Raw genomic sequence first — 19,492 nt, 5'->3', positions numbered from 1 at the left:
ACGGCACCGGGCGCGCACCGCCTAGGTTCAGTCCCGTGACGGGACACATGACCCCTGAGGAGTTCCGGCGGTTCGGCCACCAGGTCGTCGACTGGGCGGCCGACCACATGGCCCGGGTGGAGTCGCTGCCCGTGCGGTCGCAGGTGTCGCCCGGCGACGTCCGTGCCGCCCTCCCCGCGTCGCCCCCCGAGCAGGGCGAGGGCATCGACGCCGTCCTGGCCGACCTGGAGCGGGTCGTGGTCCCCGGGCTGACGCACTGGCAGCACCCCGGCTTCTACGGGTACTTCCCGGCCAACACCTCCGGGCCCTCGGTGCTCGGCGACCTGGTCAGCTCGGTGCTCGGCGTGCAGGGCATGTCCTGGATCACCAGCCCGGCCTGCACCGAGCTCGAGCAGCACGTCATGGACTGGTTCGTCGAGCTGCTCGGCCTGCCGGAGGCCTTTACCCACGGCAGCACCGGCGGCGGCGTCGTGCAGGACTCCAGCTCCGGGGCCAACCTGGTCGCCCTGCTCGCCGCGCTGCACCGGGCCACCGGCGGGCGCACCGTGCGCAGCGGGGTCGAGCCCGGCGCGATGACCGTCTACGTCTCGGCGCAGACGCACTCCAGCATGGAGAAGGCCGCCCGCATCGCCGGCCTGGGCACTGACGCCGTCCGGGTCGTGCCGGTGGACGGCGACCTGGCCATGCGCCCCGAGGAGCTCGCCCGCCGGCTGGACTCCGACGTCGCCCGCGGGTTCACCCCCGTGCTGGTCTGCGCCACGGTGGGGACGACGTCCACCGGCGCGTTCGACCCGCTGGCCGCCCTGGGCCCGATCTGCCGCGACCGCGGCGTGTGGCTGCACGTGGACGCCGCCTGGGCCGGGGTCGCCGCGGTGGCCCCGGAGCTGCGGCACCTGCAGGACGGCGTGGAGTGGGCCGACAGCTACACCACCGACGCGCACAAGTGGCTGCTCACCGGGTTCGACGCCACCCTCTTCTTCACCGCCGACCGGGCCGCGCTGACCGGCGCGCTGGCGATCCTGCCCGAGTACCTGCGCAACCCGGCCACCGACAGCGGCGCGGTGGTGGACTACCGCGACTGGCAGATCGAGCTCGGCCGCCGCTTCCGGGCGCTGAAGCTGTGGACCGTGCTGCGCTGGTACGGGGCCGAGGGCCTGCGCGAGCACGTGCGCGCCCACGTCGCGCTGGCCCAGGAGCTGGCCGGCTGGGTCGGCGCCGACGACCGGTTCGACGTCGTCGCGCCGCACCCGCTGTCGCTGGTCTGCCTCAAGCCCCGCTGGGCCCGCGGGGTGGACGCCGACGTCGCCACCATGACCCTGCTGGAGCGCCTCGTCGACGGCGGCGAGGTCTTCCTGACCCACACCACCGTGTCCGGCGAGGTGGTGCTGCGGGTCGCGATCGGCGCACCGGCCACCCAGCGCCGGCACGTGGAGCGGCTGTGGGCCCTGCTGCGGGAGAACCACGACTGGCTGGCCGCGGACTTCGCCGAGGCCGCGGCCGAGGCCGAGCGCACCGCCACCGCCGAGCGCGAGGAGCGCACCCGGGCCGCGGAGGCCGAGCGCGCGGCGGCGCAGGAGCCCCAGCCGGTGGAGCTGCAGACCGTGCCCGAGGTGGACCCCGCCGCCGAGCAGCCGACCGGGGAGCCCACCGAGGAGGGCTCAGCCCTTCAGTGACCGGATGAGGCCCTCCTGGGCCACGGTCGCGACGTGGGTGCCGTCCTGGGCCCAGATCTGGCCCAGGCACATGGCACGCCCGGCCACCGCGGCCGGGCTGTCGGTCTCGTAGAGGAACCAGTCGTCGGCGCGCACCGGGCGGTGGAACCACACCGCGTGGTCCAGGCTGGCACCCACGGTCTCCCCGCCCCAGCCGCCGCCGACCCGCGCGAGCCCGGCCGACAGCAGCGTGAGGTCGGAGACGAAGGTCAGCGCCGCGGCGTGCACGCCCTCGTCGTCGGGCAGCCGGCCGGTCACCCGGAACCAGCCGCGGCTCTGGGTGTGCGGCGCCACCTTCGGGGTGGGGTCGAAGGGGTCCTCGAGGTAGCGCTGCTCCACCGCGACGGCCAGCGCCCGCGCACCGGTGGCCCGGCCGGGGTGGGCCGCGGCGACCTCGTCGATGCCGGGCAGCCCCTCGGGGCCGGGCACCTCCGGCATCGCCAGCGAGTGCTCGACCACCGCCCGCTCGCCGGCGGTGAAGTCGGCGGTCAGGGCGAAGATGGCGACGTCCTCGCCCTTGCGGGTCTGCTTGGCCAGCACGCGGCGGGTGCTGAAGGTGCGGCCCTCGCGGATCCGGTCGACCTCGAAGCGGATCTCGGTGTGCGGGTCGCCCGGGCGCAGGAAGTAGGAGTGCAGGGAGTGCACCCCGCGGCCCGCCGGCACGGTGCGGGTGGCGGCGGTCAGCGACTGCGCGGCCACCTGGCCGCCGAAGATGCGCTGCAGCGGCGTCTCCGGCGTCCAGCCGACGAACAGGTCGGGCTCGCGCTGCTCGAGGGACAGGACCTCGAGCAGCGCCGCCGCGTGCGAGTCGGTCAAGCGTGCGTGCCGATCTCGTGCACCCGGATCAGGTTGGTCGAGCCCTGCACGTTGGGCGGCGAGCCGGCGACGACGACCACCCGGTCGCCCTCCTTGAGCCGGCCGATGGACAGCAGCGAGAAGTCGACCTGGCCGACCATGTCGTCGGTGTGCCCGACCTGGGGCACGAGGAACGTCTCCACGCCCCAGGACAGCGCCATCCGGCTGCGCACCCGGGGGTCGGTGGTGAAGGCCAGGATGGGCAGCCGGGTGTGCAGCGCGGCCAGCCGGCGCACCGTGTCCCCGGTCATGGTGAACGCGGCCAGCGCGTTCACGTCCAGGGCCTCGCCCACCTCGCGGGCGGCCCGCACGATCGCGCCCGAGCGGGACCGGGAGGGCCGCGTGAGCTCGGGCACCCGCACGGCGTCGGTCTCGACGGCGTCGATGATCCGCTCCATGGTGCGCACCGCGGCGATGGGGAACTTCCCGACCGAGGTCTCCCCCGACAGCATGACCGCGTCGGCGCCGTCGAGGACGGCGTTGGCGACGTCGGAGGCCTCGGCGCGGGTGGGCCGCGAGGAGGTGATCATCGACTCCAGCATCTGGGTGGCGACGATGACCGGCTTGTTGCGCTCGCGGGCGGCCTGCACGGCGCGCTTCTGCACCAGCGGCACCTGCTCGAGCGGGAGCTCCACGCCCAGGTCGCCGCGGGCGACCATGATGCCGTCGAAGGCCTCGACGATGGCCTCGAGGTTCTCCACCGCCTCGGGCTTCTCCAGCTTGGCGATGACCGGGACCTCGACGTCCTCCTGGCGCATGATCTCGCGCACCAGCTCGACGTCCTCGGCGCGGCGCACGAAGGACAGCGCGACGAAGTCCACCGACAGGCTCAGCGCGAACCGCAGGTCGGCGGCGTCCTTCTCGCTCAGCGCCGGGACGCTGACGGCGACGCCGGGCAGCGACAGGCCCTTGTTGTTGCTGACCGTGCCGCCCTCGAGGACCAGGCACCACACGTCGGGGCCGTCGACCTCGACGCAGGTCAGCGCCAGGTTGCCGTCGTCGACGAGCAGCCGGTCGCCGACGCGGACGTCGTTGGCCAGGTTCTTGTAGGTGGTGCCGACCCGCTCGGCGGTGCCCTCGACGTCCTCGACGGTGATGCAGACCCGCGAGCCGGTCTCCCAGGTCACCGGGCCGTCCTTGAAGCGGCCGAGGCGGATCTTGGGGCCCTGCAGGTCGGCGAGGACGGCGACGGCGTGCCCGACCTTGTCGGAGGCCTGCCGGACCAGGTGGTAGTTGCGCTCGTGGTCGGCGTGCTCGCCGTGGCTGAAGTTCAGCCGGGCGACGTCCATCCCGGACTCGACGAGGGCGGTGATCTGCTCGGCGGACCCGACCGCGGGTCCCAGCGTGCAGACGATCTTGGCGCGACGGCTCATGCCCACCACGCTAGTGCAGACGGCGACACCCCCGGGACGCCGGGCGACCGGGTCCAGGGGGTGTCGCGGGAGACGTCTCGGACGTCTACGTGCAGGTCAGCGCAGTGCGACGGCCGTCGGGGTGATCGGCCGGGGCAGCAACGACGAGCCGGTCAGCCAGGTGTCGACGGCGCCGGCGGCGGCGCGGCCCTCGGCGATCGCCCAGACGATGAGCGACTGACCGCGACCCATGTCACCGGCGACGAACACGCCCGGGACGGTGGACATGAACTCCGCGTCGCGGACCACGTTGCCGCGGCCGTCGACCTCGACGCCGAGGCCCTCGACGAGGCCCTCCTTCTGCGCGCCGGTGAAGCCCATGGCCAGGAAGACCAGGTCGGCGGGGAGCTCGCGCTCGGTGCCCTCGACCTTGGTGAACTTCCCGTCGACCATCTCGACGTCGTGCACGAGCACGGCCTTGACGTGGCCCTGGCCGTCGTCGACGAACCGCTCGGTGTTGACCGCGTAGACCCGGTCACCGCCCTCCTCGTGCGCCGAGGACACCCGCATGATCATCGGGTAGGTCGGCCAGGGGTTCTTCGCCCCCCGCGAGGTCGGCGGCTCGGGCATGATCTCCAGCTGCGCGACCGAGGCCGCGCCCTGCCGGTGCGAGGTGCCCAGGCAGTCCGCGCCGGTGTCGCCGCCGCCGATGATCACCACGTGCTTGCCGGCGGCGTTGATCGGCGGGTCGTCGAGCTGGCCCAGGCCCTGCCGGTTGCCGTAGGGCAGGAACTCCATCGCCAGGTGGATGCCGGCCAGTTCCCGGCCCGGGGCGGGCAGGTCGCGGCCGATGGTCGCGCCGCCGGCGAGGACGACGGCGTCGAAGTCCTCGCGCAGCTGCTCGACCGACAGGTCCGACCCGGGCGCCCCGACCTCGACACCGGTGACGAACCGGGTGCCCTCGGCGCGCATCTGGTCCAGCCGCCGGTCCAGGTGGCGCTTCTCCATCTTGAACTCGGGGATGCCGTAGCGCATCAGCCCGCCGATGGCGTCGGCCCGCTCGTAGACGGTGACCTCGTGCCCGGCGCGGGTCAGCTGCTGGGCGGCGGCCAGCCCGGCGGGGCCGGAGCCGACCACGGCGACCTTCTTGCCCGACAGCTCCGCCGGCGGCTGCGGGGTGACCCAGCCCTCGGCGAAGGCGCGGTCGATGATCTCGACCTCGACCTGCTTGATGGTCACCGGCGCCTCGGTGAGGTTCAGGACGCAGGACCCCTCGCAGGGCGCCGGGCACAACCGCCCGGTGAACTCCGGGAAGTTGTTCGTGGCGTGCAGCCGCTCGATGGCCTCGCGCCAGTCGTCCCGGCGCACCAGGTCGTTCCACTCGGGGATGAGGTTCCCCAGCGGGCAGCCGTGGTGGCAGAACGGGATGCCGCAGTCCATGCAGCGCGCGGCCTGCGTGCGCAGGGCCGCGGTGGAGAAGGCCTCCTCGCCGCCGTTCTGGCGCTCGAGGTAGACCTCCTTCCAGTCGCGGATGCGGACGTCGACCGGACGCCGCGGCGGGGTGGCCCGCTCGTACTTCAGGAACCCGGTGCTGTCAGCCACGTGCCGCCTCCATCACAGCTCGATCCACGTCGTACCCGGCGGCCTCGGCGGCCCGGCGGGCCTCCAGGGCGCGGCGGTAGTCCCGCGGCATGATCACGCTGAACCGCTCGGACCAGCGGCCCCAGTCGGCCAGCAGCGAGGCGGCCACGGTCGAGCCGGTCTCCTCGCGGTAGCGGGTGAGCACCTCGCGCAGCCACTGCGAGTCCTCACCCGAGAGCGCCTCGACGTCGACCATCTCGCCGTTGACCCGGTGGGTGGCCAGGTCCAGCACGTAGGCGATGCCGCCGCTCATGCCCGCGGCGACGTTGCGCCCGGTCTCGCCGAGGATGACTGCCCGGCCGCCGGTCATGTACTCGCAGGCGTGGTCGCCCACACCCTCCACGACGGCCAGCGCGCCGGAGTTGCGCACGCAGAACCGCTCGCCGACCCGGCCGCGCAGGAAGATCTCCCCGCCCGTGGCCCCGTAGCCGATGACGTTGCCGGCGATGACGGCGTCCTCGGCGGCGAAGCTGGCCGCGGGGTCGGGACGGACGACGATCCGCCCGCCGGACAGGCCCTTGCCGACGTAGTCGTTGGCGTCGCCGAGCAGGCGCAGGGTGATCCCGCGCGGCACGAAGGCGCCGAAGGACTGCCCGGCCGACCCCTCGAAGGTGAGGTCGATGGTGCCCTCGGGCAGACCCTGGCCGCCGTAGCGGCGGGTGACCATCGCGCCCAGCATCGTGCCGACGGTGCGGTTGACGTTGCGCACCGGCAGCTGCAGGCTCACCGGCCGCGCGTCGAGCAGCGCGCCCTCGCACAGCTGGATGAGCGTCTGGTCCAGCGCGACGTCCAGGCCGTGGTCCTGGCCGCGCACCCGGCGGCGCGGGGCGCCCTCGGGCAGCTCGGGCAGGGCCAGCACCGGCGCGAGGTCCAGCCCGGCGGCCTTCCAGTGGTCGACCGCGGCGCGGGTCTCGAGGACCTCGACCTGGCCGACGGCCTCCTCGATCGAGCGGAAGCCCAGCTGCGCGAGCAGCTCGCGCACCTGCTCGGCCAGGAACTCGAAGAAGGTGACGACGAACTCCGGCTGCCCGGTGAACCGCTTGCGCAGCTCCGGGTTCTGGGTCGCGACGCCGACGGGGCAGGTGTCCAGGTGGCAGACGCGCATCATCACGCAGCCGCTGACCACCAGGGGCGCGGTGGCGAAGCCGAACTCCTCACCGCCCAGCAGCGCGGCGATGACGACGTCCCGGCCGGTCTTCATCTGGCCGTCGACCTGCACGGTGATGCGGTCGCGCAGCCCGTTGACCAGCAGGGTCTGCTGGGTCTCGGCCAGCCCCAGCTCCCACGGGGAGCCGGCGTGCTTGAGCGAGGTCAGCGGCGCGGCACCGGTGCCGCCGTCGTGCCCGGAGATCAGGACGACGTCGGCGTGCGCCTTGGAGACACCCGCCGCGACCGTGCCCACGCCGACCTCGGACACCAGCTTGACGTGGACGCGCGCCTCGTCGTTGGCGTTCTTGAGGTCGTGGATGAGCTGCTTGAGGTCCTCGATCGAGTAGATGTCGTGGTGCGGCGGCGGGGAGATCAGGCCGACGCCGGGGGTGGAGTGCCGGGTCCGGGCCACCCACGGGTAGACCTTGGACCCGGGCAGCTGGCCGCCCTCGCCGGGCTTGGCGCCCTGGGCCATCTTGATCTGGATGTCGTCGGCGTTGACCAGGTACTCGCTGGTCACGCCGAACCGGCCGCTGGCCACCTGCTTGATCGCCGAGCGGCGCAGGTCGCCGTTCTCGTCGGGGGTGAAGCGGTCGGGGTCCTCGCCGCCCTCGCCGGTGTTGGACTTGCCGCCGAGGCGGTTCATCGCGATGGCGAGGGTCTGGTGCGCCTCCTGGGAGATGGAGCCGTAGCTCATCGCCCCGGTGGAGAACCGCTTGACGATCTCGCTGGCCGGCTCGACCTCCTCGAGCGGCACCGGCGGGCGGACGCCGTCCTTGAAGGTGAACAGGCCGCGCAGCGTGGAGGCGTCGCGGGAGAGCTGGTCGACCGCGTCGGTGTACTTCTGGAAGACGTCGTACTGCCGCGAGCGGGTGGCGTGCTGCAGCAGGAACACCGTCTCGGGGTTGAACAGGTGGATCTCGCCCTCGCGGCGCCACTGGTACTCACCGCCCACGGTGAGCTTGCGGTGCGCGACCTCGGTCGGGTTGGTCGGGTAGGCGCGGCGGTGGCGCATGGCCACCTCCTCGGCCAGCACGTCCAGACCGACGCCGCCCAGGGTCGACGACGTCCCGGTGAAGTACTTCTCCACGACGTCGTGCGAGAGGCCGACGGCCTCGAAGATCTGCGCCATCGTGTACGAGCCGACGGTGCTGATGCCCATCTTGCTCATGACCTTCAGGACGCCCTTGCCCATGGCCTTGACCACGTTGCGCACGGCCTGGGCCGGCTGCACGCCGGTGAGCAGGCCGTCGCGGATGAGGTCCTCGACGCTCTCGAAGGCCAGGTAGGGGTTGACCGCGGCCGCGCCGTAGCCCAGCAGCAGCGCGACGTGGTGCACCTCGCGGCAGTCGCCGGACTCCACGACCAGGCCGACCTCCATCCGGGTGCGCTCGCGCACCAGGTGGTGGTGGACCGCCGCGGTCATCAGCAGCGACGGGATGGGGGCGCGCTTCTCGTCGCAGTCGCGGTCGGAGAGCACGATGACCCGGGCGCCGGCCGCGATGGCCTTGCTGACCTTGGTCTGCAGGTCCGCGATCGCCTGCTCCAGGGCCGCGCCGCCGCCGTCGACGTCGAAGTGGCCGGTGATCCGGACGGCGGCGAAGCCGGGCAGGTCGCCGTCGTCGTCGATGTGCAGGATCTTGGCCAGCTCGTCGTTGTCGATGACCGGGAAGGGCAGCACGACCTGCCGGCAGGACGCCGGGGTGGGCTGCAGCAGGTTCTGCTCCGGGCCGAAGGTGCGGCCCAGGCTGGTGACCAGCTCCTCGCGGATGGCGTCCAGCGGCGGGTTGGTGACCTGGGCGAACAGCTGGCCGAAGTAGTCGTAGAGCAGCCGGGAGCGGTCCGACAGCGCCGCGACCGGGGTGTCGGTGCCCATGGAGCCGATCGGCTCGGCGCCGCTGGCGGCCATCGGCTGCAGCAGCACCCGCAGCTGCTCCTCGGTGTAGCCGAACAGCAGCTGGCGGCGGACCACGGACTCGTGGCTGGGCCGGGAGCGGCGGCGCTCGGGCAGCGAGGGCAGGTGGATCAGCCCGGCGTGCAGCCAGTCGTCGTAGGGGTGCTCGGCGGCCAGGGCGCCCTTGACCTCGTCGTCGGGGACCAGCCGGCCCTGCGAGGTGTCCAGCAGGAACATCCGGCCGGGCTTGAGGCGGCCCTTGGCCACGACGTCGGCGGCGGGGATGTCCAGCACGCCGACCTCGGAGGCGAGCACGACCACGTCGTCCTTGGTCCGCCACCAGCGCCCGGGGCGCAGGCCGTTGCGGTCCAGGACGGCGCCGATCAGGGTGCCGTCGGTGAAGCAGACGCAGGCCGGCCCGTCCCAGGGCTCCATGACCGCGGAGTGGAAGCGGTAGAACGCGCGGCGGGCGGCGTCCATCTCGGCGTGGTTCTCCCACGCCTCGGGGATCATCATCAGCACCGCGTGCGGCAGCGAGCGGCCCGACAGGTGCAGCAGCTCGAGCACCTCGTCGAAGGTCGCCGAGTCGCTGAAGTCGGCGGCGGTGACGGGGAAGATCCGCTCCAGGCCGAGCTCGGTGGCCGGGCCGGCCGGGCCGTCGAACAGGTCGGTGGCGAGCTTGGCCTCGCGGGCCCGCATGCGGTTGCGGTTGCCCTTGATGGTGTTGATCTCGCCGTTGTGCGCGATGGCCCGGAACGGGTGGGCCAGCGGCCAGCTCGGGAAGGTGTTGGTGGAGAACCGGCTGTGCACCAGCGCGATCGCCGAGCTGTAGCGCTCGTCGGTCAGGTCGGGGAAGAACGCGGGCAGCTGGTCGGTGGTCAGCATGCCCTTGTAGGTGATGGTGCGGGAGGACAGCGAGGCGAAGTACAGCGAGCTGCCCGCCTCCTCGGCGGCGCGCTCGGCGCGCTTGCGCAGCACGAAGGAGCGCCGCTCCAGCCGGGTGACGCCGTGGGGGGCCTGCCGGCCGCCGAAGGCGGTCTCGTCGGCGCGGGCGGCCGTGGCCTCGGCGACGAAGACCTGGGCGAAGTGCGGCATGACCGCCAGCGCGGTGGGGCCGATGTCGGCGCCCTCGGGGTCCACGGGCAGCTCGCGCCAGCCCAGGACGACCAGGCCCTCCTCGGCGGCGATGCGGGCGACGTCGGCGACCCGGTCGGCGCGCTGGGCCTCGTCGCGGGGCAGGAAGGCGACGCCGACGGCGTACTCCCCCAGCGGCGGCAGGTCGAAGTCGGTGACCGCGCGCAGCAGCACGTCGGGAACCTGGGTCAGGATGCCCGCGCCGTCGCCGGAGTTGGGCTCGGAGCCCGCGGCGCCGCGGTGGTCGAGGTTGTGCAGCGCCGTGAGGCCCATCGACACGATCGAGCGGCTGCGGCGGCCCTGGGCGTCGGCGACGAAGGCGACACCGCAGGCGTCGTGCTCGTTGGCCGGGTCGTACAGGCCGCTGGCGGCGGGCACGGCGGAGAACGGCACGCGGGTGGCGGGCGCGGCTGCCGGGGTGGGCACTGAGGAGGTGGACATGTCACTCCCGTCGACGGCGGGTCCTCCGACGTCCGGTGGCCGGATCGTCGTCGGGGGCCCGGGTGGGCCCGGCCGGGTGGTCAGGGGCGGGCAGGGGACTGGCTCACCGCGTGGTTCGGTGGGTCGACGACTGGGCTGGGGTGGCCGGACCGCCGGGGTGCCGCGCGGCCCGGGGGCCGCTCGGGGGCTGTCGTGGCGCGGGGCGTCACTGGCCCGGTTCCGACGTTCGTCGGCCACCCGGGATCGCCGGGTGGCTGCGCGCCGAGAGTACACAGAACCGACACCCCGGCGACATGCTCGTCCGGTGAGGCGAACGTCTCCCTCAGGGGTCGGTGCGGGTCTCCCGGGCCGGCGACCCGTCCGCCTCGTCGGAAACGACGTTGTCGCTGGTCCGGCCCGTGTTGGCGGCGGCGTCGCGGTCGGTCGAGGCCGCTGCGCCGGCGCCCCGGGTGAGGTGCTCGCGGGGGCGGCCCCGCTGCAGCACCAGGTAGGCCACGGCGGCCAGCCCGACGACGACGGCGGTGAACACGTTGAGCCGCAGCCCGAGGAACTGCTCGGCGGTGTCGATGCGCAGCATCTCGATCCAGCCGCGGCCCAGGCAGTACAGCGCCACGTAGAGGGCGAAGGCCCGTCCGTGGGAGAGCTGGAACCGGCGGTCGGCCCAGACCACCACGGCCGCGGCGGCGAGGTTCCACAGCAGCTCGTAGAGGAACGTGGGCTGGAAGGTGGCGAACTGCTCGAAGCCGGCCGGGCGGAACCGGGGGGCGATCTCCAGGCCCCACGGCAGGTCGGTGGGCCGGCCGAAGAGCTCCTGGTTGAACCAGTTGCCCAGCCGGCCGACCGCCTGGGCGACGAGCAGCCCGGGCGCGAGGGCGTCGGCGAACACCGGCAGCGGGATGCCGCGGCGCCGGCAGGCGATCCAGGCGCCCACCCCGCCCAGGGCGACGGCGCCCCAGATGCCCAGGCCGCCCTCCCAGATGTAGAGCGCCCGCACCGGGTCGCCGTCCGCGCCCCAGTAGGGCTCGGGCGTGGTGACGACGTGGTAGAGCCGGCCGCCGACGATGCCGAAGGGCACCGCCCACACGGCGATGTCGAGCACGTCGCCGGGGGCGCCGCCGCGGGCGACGAACCGCTTCTCGGCGATCCAGGCGGCCAGCACGATGCCGGCGATGATGCACAGCGCGTAGGCCCGCAGCGGGAACGGGCCGAGGTGCCACACCCCCTGCGCGGGGCTGGGGATCGAGGCGAGCAGGTCGGCGGTCACCGGCGCCGGACCCCGGCCGCGAGGTCCTCGGACAGCCGGCGCACGCCCTCGGCGCCGTGGCCGTCGAGCAGCTGGCGGACGTAGGCCGAGCCCACGATGACGCCGTCGGCGAAGGCGGCGACCTCGGCGGCCTGGTCGCCGTCGCTCACGCCCAGGCCCACGCAGACCGGGACGTCGGAGCCCACCCCGCGGGTGCGGTCGACCAGCACCTGCGCGGTGTCCCCGACCGTGGCCCGGGTGCCGGTGACGCCCATGGTGGAGGCGGCGTAGACGAAGCCGCGGCACGCCTGCACGGTGGCGGCCAGCCGGGTGTCGGTCGAGGACGGCGCGACCAGGAAGACCCGGTCCAGGCCGGCGGCGTCGCTGGCGCTGATCCACTCGCCGGCCTCGTCGGGGATGAGGTCGGGGGTGATGGCCCCCGCTCCCCCGGCGGCGGCCAGGTCGGTGGCGAACCGCTCGACGCCGTAGCGCTCGATGGGGTTCCAGTAGCTCATCACCACCGGGACGGCGCCGGCGTCGGCGACCGCGGCGACCGCGGCGAGCACGTCGGCCATGCCGGTGCCGGCGCGCACGGCGACGTCGACGGCCTCCTGGATGGTGGGGCCGTCCATGCCGGGGTCGGAGTACGGGACGCCGATCTCCACGACGTCCGCGCCGCCCTCGACCGCGGCGACCATGGCCTCGATCGAGGTGGGGACGTCGGGGTAGCCGACGGGCAGGTAGGCGATGAGCGCCGACCGGCCCTCGGCGCGCGCGGCGCCGATGCGTTCCGCGAGGCCGGTCCTGGGGCGGTTGGGCGGGACGGTCACAGCGCGTCGCCGTCCTGCACGGTGGTGGTGCCGGCGTCGCCGAGCGGGGCGCCCGGGTCGCCGCCGCGGCCGGCCTCGACCGCCCGCTCGTCGCCGTCGGTCGGGGCGGTGTCCCTCCCCAGGCCGAACCAGGCGCTGGCGGTCTCGACGTCCTTGTCCCCGCGGCCGGAGAGGTTGACCAGCAGCAGGGCGTCCGGGCCCAGCTCGCGGCCGAGCTCGACGGCCCCGGCCAGGGCGTGCGCGCTCTCGATGGCCGGGATGATGCCCTCGGTGCGGCACAGCAGCGCGAAGGCCTCCATGGCCTGGCTGTCGGTCACCGGCCGGTACTCCGCCCGGCCGATGTCGTTGAGGTAGCTGTGCTCGGGGCCGACGCCGGGGTAGTCCAGGCCCGCGGAGATCGAGTGCGACTCCACGGTCTGGCCGTTGGCGTCCTGCAGCAGGTAGGACCGGGCGCCGTGCAGCACGCCGGGCTCCCCGCCGGTGATGGAGGAGGCGTGCCGGCCGGTCTCCACGCCGTCGCCGCCGGCCTCCAGGCCGACCAGCCGGACGTCGGCGTCGGGCACGAAGGCGGTGAAGATGCCGATGGCGTTGGAGCCGCCGCCCACGCAGGCCAGCACCGCGTCGGGCAGCCGGCCCTCGCGCTGCAGCACCTGGGCGCGGGCCTCGTCGCCGATGACCCGCTGGAAGTCGCGCACCATGGCCGGGAACGGGTGCGGGCCGGCGACGGTGCCGAAGACGTAGTTGGTGGTCCCCACGTTGGTCACCCAGTCGCGGAAGGCCTCGTTGATGGCGTCCTTGAGGGTGCGCGAGCCGGTGGTGACCGGCACGACCTCGGCGCCCAGCAGCCGCATCCGGGCGACGTTGAGCGCCTGCCGGCGGGTGTCCTCCTCGCCCATGTAGACCACGCACTCCAGGCCCAGCAGGGCCGCGGCGGTGGCCGTGGCGACGCCGTGCTGGCCGGCGCCGGTCTCGGCGATGACCCGCTTCTTGCCGATCCGCTGGGTCAGCAGCGCCTGGCCCAGCACATTGTTGATCTTGTGCGAGCCGGTGTGGTTGAGGTCCTCGCGCTTGAGCAGCACCCGGGCGCCGCCGCAGTGCTCGGCGAAGCGGGGCACCTCGGTGATCGGGGAGGGCCGGCCGGTGTAGTCACGGTGCAGCCGCTCGAACTCGGCCAGGAACACCGGGTCCACGCGCATGGCCTCGTAGGCCTCGGTCAGGTCGTCCAGCGCGGCGATCAGCGCCTCGGGGACGAAGCGGCCGCCGAACCGGCCGAAGTGGCCGGTCGCGTCCGGCCACTCCGGGCGCGGGCGCAGCAGGCTCGCGTCGGGCGGGGGCACGGGGGCGGTGGTGGTCACGCCCTCCAGTGTGGCCCGGCTGCGTCAGCGGGTGGCGCGGGGGGTGGCCGGGTGCGACCCCGCCGTGACCAGGTCGGCGACCGCCTGGCGGGCGTCGGGAGCGGTGACCAGCCCTTCGCCGACCAGCACCGCGTCGGCCCCGGCACCGGCGTACTTGATCAGGTCGCGCGGGCCGCGGACCCCGGAGGCGGCCACCTTGACGACCTCGGTCGGCAGCCCGGGGGCGATCCGCTCGAAGGTCTCGTGGTGCATCTCGAGCGTCGTCAGGTCGCGGGCGTTGACCCCGATCACCGACGCCCCGGCCTCCAGGGCGCGCGAGGCCTCGGCCTCGGTGTGCACCTCGACCAGCGCGGTCATGCCCAGGGACTCGATGCGCTCGCGCAGGCCGACCAGGGCGTTCTGCTCCAGCGCGCCGACGATGAGCAGCACGACGTCGGCGCCGATCGCCCGGGCCTCGTGCACCTGGTAGCTGGAGACGATGAAGTCCTTGCACAGCACCGGGACGTCGACCGCGGCGCGGACGGCGGCGAGGTCGGCCTGGCTGCCGTGGAAGCGGCGCCGCTCGGTGAGCACGCTGATCACCCGGGCGCCGCCGTCGGCGTAGCGGGCGGCGAGCGAGGCGGGGTCGTCGATGGGGGCCAGCGCGCCCTTGGAGGGGCTGGTGCGCTTGACCTCGGCGATGACGCCGACGCCGGGGGCGCGCAGCGCGGCCAGTGCGTCCAGCGCGGGGCGGGCGTCACGGGCGGCGGCCTGCACCTCGGCCAGCGGGGTGGCCGCCTGGCGGGCGGCGACGTCCTCGCGGACGCCGGCGACGATGTCCATCAGGACGTTCACGACCGGTGCTCCAGGTCGACGGTGGACTCGTTCATCGGGCTGCTCCCTCACCGGTCGGATCGGTGACGACACTCTAGAGACGTGGTGCGGGTGACCATTCCTGCGGGTCACCGTTCCGCATCGTCCACGGTCGGGTCGGTGCCGCCGTCGAGCGCCTTCCACGCGGCCTGGTGCCGGTCCTCGGCGGTCTCGGGACGGCGCGGGGCCCTCGGGGCGGCCCGCCCGGTCTCCGCGCCGGTGCGCTGGTAGCGCTGGCCCAGGCCCGGCCAGCCGCGCCCGCGCAGCACCACGAGCAGCCCGCCGAGCACGCCGAGCACCCCGGCCAGCAGCGCCAGCACCGGCCAGCCCACCGACGGGTCCACGACGACCTCCGCCCGGTCCAGCCCGATCTGGCTGCCCAGGTCCGCCGGGTCGACGGTGAGCGTGCCGGTGAGGGTGCGCACCGCCGCCGTCCCCAGGGCGACGCCGGCGGCCACGACCAGCACCCCGACCACCACCCGGCCCCAGCTGCGGACGGCGAACAGCGCGACCGCCGCGGCCAGCAGCAGCAGGCCCGCGGCGGGCACCAGCGGCGCCAGCGCGCTGCCGGTGAGCGCGGTGTCCACCGGCGGCAGGGGCGCCGGGCGGGTGACGGTGACCGCGGCCCAGGACTGCCCGCCGGCCGACAGGGCCAGCCCGCCGGCCACCGCGCACAGCAGCACCGCGGCGGTGAGCTCACGGCGGGGGTTCACAGCTCGCGCAGCCCCTCGGCGGTCGCGATCGCCGACAGCACCGCGCGGGCCTTGTGCCGGGTCTCGGCCTCCTCGGCGTCGGCGTCGCTGTCGGCCACCACGCCGGCGCCGGCCTGCACGTAGGCGGTGCCGTCGTGCAGCACGGCGGTGCGGATGGCGATGGCCATGTCCATGTCGCCGCTGGCGTCGACGTAGCCGACCGTGCCGGCGTACAGCGCCCGGCGGGTGGGCTCGAGGGACTCGATGACCTCCATCGCCCGCGGCTTGGGCGCCCCGGAGACGGTGCCGGCGGGGAAGGTCGCGTCGAAGACGTCCAGGGCGTCGCGGCCCTCGGCCAGCCGGCCGGCGACGGTGGAGACCAGGTGCATGACGTGGCTGTACCGCTCGACCCGCATGAAGTCCGCGACCTCGACGGTGCCGGGCTCGCAGACCCGGCCCAGGTCGTTGCGGGCCAGGTCGACCAGCATCACGTGCTCGGAGCGCTCCTTGGGGTCGGCGAGCAGCTCCTCGGTGAGCCGGGCGTCCTCCTCGGGGGTGCCGCCGCGGGGGCGCGTGCCGGCCGGCGGGTGCACCACCGCGGCGTCGCCGGTGACGGTGACCAGCGCCTCCGGGGAGGAGCCGACGACGTCGAAGGGCGACTCGCGGCCGGCGAAGCGCAGCAGGTACATGTACGGCGAGGGGTTCGACGCCCGCAGCACCCGGTAGAGGTCCAGCGCGTCGACGCCGGTGGGCCGGCTGAACCGCTGCGCGAGCACCGTCTGGAACACGTCGCCCGCGCGGACGTGCTCGCGCACCGCCTCCACGCCGGCCTGGAACGCCCCGGGCGCCATGTTGCTGGTGACGGCGTCGTAGACCGTGGCCGGGTCGGCGGTGACCAGCGCGGCCACCCCGGGCGGGGCGGCCTGGGTGAGGTCGGCGGCCATCGCGTCCAGCCGGGCGACGGCGTCGTCGTAGGCCTCGCGGGTGCGGCTGAACGCGTTGGCGATGAGCAGCACGGTGGCGTCGTGGTGGTCCAGGACCGCCAGGTCGGTGACCAGGCTCATCGCCAGCTCGGGCATGCCGAGGTCGTCCTCGGCGGTGTCGGGCAGCCGCTCCAGCCGCCGGACGACGTCGTACCCCAGGTAGCCGACCAGGCCGCCGGTCAGCGGCGGCAGCCCGGCCGCGCGCGGGGTGCGCAGCCGCCGGGCCAGGGTGCGGACGGCGGCCAGCGGGTCGTCGGGGAGGTCGTCGGTGAACCCGGGCAGGGTCTCCCCCAGCCACTGGGTGCGCCCGCCGGTCTCGGTGAGCACCCCGGCGCTGCGCACGCCGACGAAGCTGTACCGCGACCACTGCTTGCCCTGCTCGGCCGACTCCAGCAGGACGGTGCCGGGCCGGTTGCCGGCCAGCTTGCGGTACACCCCGACCGCGGTCTCGGAGTCCGCGAGCAGCCGCCGGGTGACCGGGACGACGGGGCCGGCGCCCAGCGCGTCGAAGGGGGTGGTCTCACCCAGCCGCACGGGACACCTCCAGCGGGCGGTGGAAGCAGGTGCGCTCGCCGGTGTGGCAGGCCGGGCCGGTCTGGTCGACCAGCAGCAGCAGCGCGTCGCCGTCGCAGTCCAGCCGGACCGCGCGCACGGCCTGCCGGTGGCCGCTGGTGGCGCCCTTGACCCAGTACTCGCCGCGGCTGCGCGACCAGTAGGTGGCCTCGCCGGTGGCCAGCGTGCGGCGCAGCGCCTCGTCGTCCATCCAGGCCAGCATCAGCACCTCGCCGGTGTCGTGCTGCTGGGCCACGGCGGCGACCAGGCCGTCGGGGGTGCGGGCGAGCAGGTCGGCGACGGCGGGGTCGAGGTCGGGCACGTGCTCCAGTGTCCCGCGCGGCTACAACGCGGCGGCCACCGCCCGCCCGGGAGCGGTGGTCGTGCGGACCTGCCCCCGGCCGACGGACACCGGTCGCGCAGCGCGGCCGGCTCGTCGGGCGCGAGTGTGCAGCTGCAGCCCCCGGCAACGGGCCCGGCGGGCCGTGCCTGCACGCTCGACGCCGAGAGCACGACTGCGGTGGTCATCGGACCCGCATGACCACCGCAGTCGTGCACTGGGGGGATGCCCCGCGCGGGGAGCCGGGACGACACCCGAGGACCGACACGCTCGTCGCCCCGGAGGCACGGCACCTGGCCGCGGTGCGACCCGGAGGTCCGCCGTGTCACAGGGCCGCGGCCACCGCCCGGCCGGCGACGCGGCCGGAGAAGAGGCAGCCGCCGAGGAAGGTGCCCTCCAGGGACCGGTAGCCGTGCACCCCGCCGCCGCCGAACCCGGAGACCTCGCCGGCGGCGTACAGGCCGCCGAACACCTCGCCGCCGGGCTGCAGCACCCGGCCGGACAGGTCGGTCTCCAGCCCGCCGAGGGTCTTGCGGGTGAGCAGGTTGAGCCGGACGGCGACGAGCGGGCCGTTCTTCGGGTCCAGCATCCGGTGCGGCGGCACCACCCGGATGAGCTTGTCCCCGAGGAAGCGGCGGGCGGCCCGGATGGCGGTGACCTGGCCGTCCTTGGAGAAGGTGTTGGCCATCTCCCGGTCGCGGGCGACGATCTCGGCCTCCACCACGGCGGGGTCCAGCCGCGGGGTGCCGCCGGTGACCCGGTTCATGCCCTCGACCAGCTCGGCGACGGTCGACGCGGTCACGAAGTCCACGCCCTTGTCCAGGAACGCCTGCACCGGGGCGGCCGCACCCTTGCGGACCCGGGTGAGCAGCAGCTTGAGGTCCTTGCCGGTGAGGTCGGGGTTCTGCTCGGACCCCGACAGGGTGAACTCCTTCTCCACGATCTTCTGGTCCAGCACGAACCAGGTGTGCTCGTGGCCGGTGGTGCCGATGTGGGCCAGCGTGCCGAGGGTGTCGAAGCCGGGGTAGAGCGGGACGGGCAGCCGCTTGCCGGTGGCGTCCAGCCACAGCGAGCTGGGGCCGGGGAGGATCCGGATGCCGTGCCGGGCCCAGATCGGCGAGTGGTTCTCGATGCCCTCGGTGTAGTGCCACATCCGGTCGGGGTTGACCACGCTGGCGCCGGCGGCCTCGGCGGCCAGCAGCCCGGACCCGTCGACGTGCGCGGGCACCCCCGAGAGCAGCCGCTGCGGCGCGGGTCCCAGGCGGGCCGGCCAGTTGCGGCGGACCAGCTCGTGGTTGGCGCCGATGCCGCCGGTGGTGAGGACGACGGCCTGCGCGGCGACCTCGAACTCCCCGGTCGCGGTGCGGGAGGTGGCCTCCCCGCGCGGGGCGCCGTCGGGCTCGAGCACCTCGCCGCGCACGCCGGTGACCGCACCGCCGCTGGTGACCAGGCCGGTGACCCGGTGCCGGAACCGGAACTCGACCAGGCCGCGGCCGGCGGCCTCGCGCACCCGGCGCTCGAAGGGCGCCACGACCCCGGGGCCGGTGCCCCAGACGATGTGGAAGCGGGGCACGGAGTTGCCGTGCCCGGTGGCGGTGTAGCCGCCGCGCTCGGCCCAGCCGACGACGGGGAAGAACCGGATGCCCTGCTGGTGCAGCCAGGACCGCTTCTCCCCCGCGGCGAACTGCAGGTAGGCCTCGGCCCACTGCCGCGGCCAGTGGTCCTCGGGGCGGTCGAAGCCGGCGGTGCCCAGCCAGTCCTGCCGGGCGAGCTCCAGGGAGTCGTGGACCCGCAGGCGGCGCTGCTCGGGGGAGTCGACGAGGAACAGCCCGCCGAAGCTCCAGAACGCCTGGCCGCCCAGGTTCTGCTCGGGCTCGGCGTCCAGCAGCAGCACCCGCTTGCCGGCGTCGGCGAGCTCGGCGGTGGCGACGAGGCCGGCCAGGCCCGCCCCCACGACGACGACGTCGGCTGTGTCGGTGGTCACGGGGAGGAGGTTAGCGAGCCGTCCACCCGCGCACGGGGCGCTGTGCGGCGAGCACCAGCCCGCCCAGCGGGCCGAGGGCCAGCAGCAGCGCCCACCAGGTCGCCGAGCCCGCCCCCAGCGAGCCGAACAGCACGGCCACGCCCAGCAGCCCGAGCAGCGGCACGACGCACCCGACGAGCAGCACCACCCAGCCCCGCCCGCGGCCGAGGACGGTCAGCACCGCGCCGGCCAGCGGCACCAGCGCGACGGCGACCAGGACCAGGGCCAGCCAGCGCGGCACGGCGACCAGGTCGGCGTCGGGGGCCACCAGCAGCCAGGTCAGGTAGAGCACCTCGGCGGTCACCAGGACGCCGAACACGGCGGCGCAGACGGCGGCGACCGGCCGCTCGGGGACCAGCGGCGTCCGGGCCGCCCGGGCGGCGGTGGGCCGGGCCGCCCGGGGCGAGCGCCGGACGGGCGCGGAGCGGGACGACTTCGCCATGG

14 protein-coding genes are annotated in these 19,492 nt (G+C 74.7%); 1 reads left to right on the top strand and 13 read right to left on the bottom strand.

Features of this window, described 5'->3' with window-relative positions:
- Positions 1-35: 35 nt before the first annotated feature.
- Positions 36-1,673 (top strand): pyridoxal phosphate-dependent decarboxylase family protein, encoded by a 1,638-nt coding sequence (locus BM158_RS18145; RefSeq protein ID WP_229827783.1) that lies wholly within the window; start codon positions 36-38, stop codon positions 1,671-1,673.
- On the opposite strand, the gene BM158_RS18140 is transcribed toward BM158_RS18145, so the two are convergent.
- From BM158_RS18140 to BM158_RS18080, 13 genes are all read right to left on the bottom strand, one after another.
- Entirely contained in the window at positions 1,659-2,528 is an 870-nt protein-coding gene (locus tag BM158_RS18140; RefSeq protein ID WP_091562700.1) for an acyl-CoA thioesterase, read from the bottom strand. The two genes, BM158_RS18145 and BM158_RS18140, sit on opposite strands and share 15 nt — an antisense overlap.
- On the bottom strand, positions 2,525-3,940 hold the full coding sequence (pyk, locus tag BM158_RS18135) for a pyruvate kinase (RefSeq protein ID WP_091562697.1): 1,416 nt from the start codon (positions 3,938-3,940) through the stop codon (positions 2,525-2,527). Before pyk ends, BM158_RS18140 begins: the two co-directional genes overlap by 4 nt.
- A gap of 96 nt (positions 3,941-4,036) precedes the next feature.
- A complete protein-coding gene (locus tag BM158_RS18130) occupies positions 4,037-5,521 on the bottom strand; it encodes a glutamate synthase subunit beta (protein WP_091562693.1) in 1,485 nt (494 codons plus the stop codon).
- Positions 5,514-10,178, bottom strand: coding sequence for a glutamate synthase large subunit (gene gltB / locus BM158_RS18125; RefSeq protein WP_268247940.1), 4,665 nt, complete (start codon positions 10,176-10,178; stop codon positions 5,514-5,516). Before gltB ends, BM158_RS18130 begins: the two co-directional genes overlap by 8 nt.
- Before the next feature lie 322 nt (positions 10,179-10,500).
- Entirely contained in the window at positions 10,501-11,442 is a 942-nt protein-coding gene (gene lgt, locus BM158_RS18120; protein WP_091562690.1) for a prolipoprotein diacylglyceryl transferase, read from the bottom strand.
- Positions 11,439-12,251, bottom strand: a complete 813-nt coding sequence (gene trpA, locus BM158_RS18115; RefSeq protein ID WP_091562688.1) for a tryptophan synthase subunit alpha — start codon at positions 12,249-12,251, stop codon at positions 11,439-11,441. The genes lgt and trpA overlap by 4 nt, the downstream gene beginning before the upstream one ends.
- Positions 12,248-13,606: a tryptophan synthase subunit beta gene (gene trpB, locus BM158_RS18110; RefSeq protein WP_242657489.1), complete on the bottom strand. Its 1,359-nt coding sequence runs from the start codon at positions 13,604-13,606 to the stop codon at positions 12,248-12,250. The genes trpA and trpB overlap by 4 nt, the downstream gene beginning before the upstream one ends.
- 24 nt (positions 13,607-13,630) lie before the next feature.
- Positions 13,631-14,440, bottom strand: coding sequence for an indole-3-glycerol phosphate synthase TrpC (trpC, locus tag BM158_RS18105; protein ID WP_207506728.1), 810 nt, complete (start codon positions 14,438-14,440; stop codon positions 13,631-13,633).
- Between the two features lie 107 nt (positions 14,441-14,547).
- The gene (locus tag BM158_RS18100) at positions 14,548-15,171 is read right to left on the bottom strand and encodes a Trp biosynthesis-associated membrane protein (RefSeq protein WP_091562684.1); all 624 of its coding nucleotides are present in this window, start codon (positions 15,169-15,171) and stop codon (positions 14,548-14,550) included.
- Complete coding sequence (locus tag BM158_RS18095) at positions 15,168-16,667, bottom strand: anthranilate synthase component I (protein WP_091562682.1); 1,500 nt, start codon at positions 16,665-16,667, stop codon at positions 15,168-15,170. The genes BM158_RS18100 and BM158_RS18095 overlap by 4 nt, the downstream gene beginning before the upstream one ends.
- Positions 16,654-17,007 carry a phosphoribosyl-AMP cyclohydrolase gene (gene hisI / locus BM158_RS18090; protein WP_229827785.1) on the bottom strand — a complete coding sequence of 118 codons (354 nt, stop codon included), beginning with the start codon at positions 17,005-17,007 and terminating at the stop codon, positions 16,654-16,656. Before hisI ends, BM158_RS18095 begins: the two co-directional genes overlap by 14 nt.
- A gap of 343 nt (positions 17,008-17,350) precedes the next feature.
- Positions 17,351-19,009: an FAD-binding dehydrogenase gene (locus BM158_RS18085; RefSeq protein WP_091562679.1), complete on the bottom strand. Its 1,659-nt coding sequence runs from the start codon at positions 19,007-19,009 to the stop codon at positions 17,351-17,353.
- 10 nt (positions 19,010-19,019) lie between these two features.
- Entirely contained in the window at positions 19,020-19,490 is a 471-nt protein-coding gene (locus BM158_RS18080; protein WP_091562678.1) for a hypothetical protein, read from the bottom strand.
- Positions 19,491-19,492 lie beyond the last annotated feature (2 nt).

The sequence above is a fragment of the Klenkia taihuensis genome (genome assembly GCF_900112525.1).
In the GTDB taxonomy this organism is placed as follows: Bacteria; Actinomycetota; Actinomycetes; order Mycobacteriales; family Geodermatophilaceae; genus Klenkia; species Klenkia taihuensis.
This window is presented reverse-complemented; position numbering and strand designations above follow the sequence as displayed.